2 pseudogenes are annotated in these 245 nt (G+C 64.5%); one reads left to right on the forward strand and one right to left on the reverse strand.

The window, feature by feature from the left end:
- Positions 1–117, reverse strand: a pseudogene (locus tag FNJ47_RS52460) (ElyC/SanA/YdcF family protein); the annotation flags it as partial.
- A gap of 3 nt (positions 118–120) precedes the next feature.
- Here FNJ47_RS52460 and FNJ47_RS52465 point away from each other — a divergent pair.
- A pseudogene (locus FNJ47_RS52465) lies at positions 121–245 on the forward strand (YdcF family protein); the annotation flags it as partial.

Here is a 245-nt window from a genome sequence, read left to right on the forward strand (position 1 = left end):
CACCGGCAGCGAGAAGATCACGTTCTCACCGGTGTTCTGCGCGCGATGCTCCTCGAGGATCCGTTCAGCCGGCACGCCGCGCGCCACCATTGCGGCCTTGATGATCTCGCATTCCGAGCGGTGATCGACGCGGCGCTGGGTCTCTCCAATGTCGGAAGCGTGATCTGCCTCGGCAACAGCGGGACCGCGCGGCGCTATCCGATGACGTTGCACCGGCATTGGCCGGAGGTTGAGAAGATGCTGGT

The sequence above is a fragment of the Bradyrhizobium uaiense genome, from assembly GCF_010811875.1.
In the GTDB taxonomy this organism is placed as follows: domain Bacteria; phylum Pseudomonadota; class Alphaproteobacteria; order Rhizobiales; family Xanthobacteraceae; genus Bradyrhizobium; species Bradyrhizobium uaiense.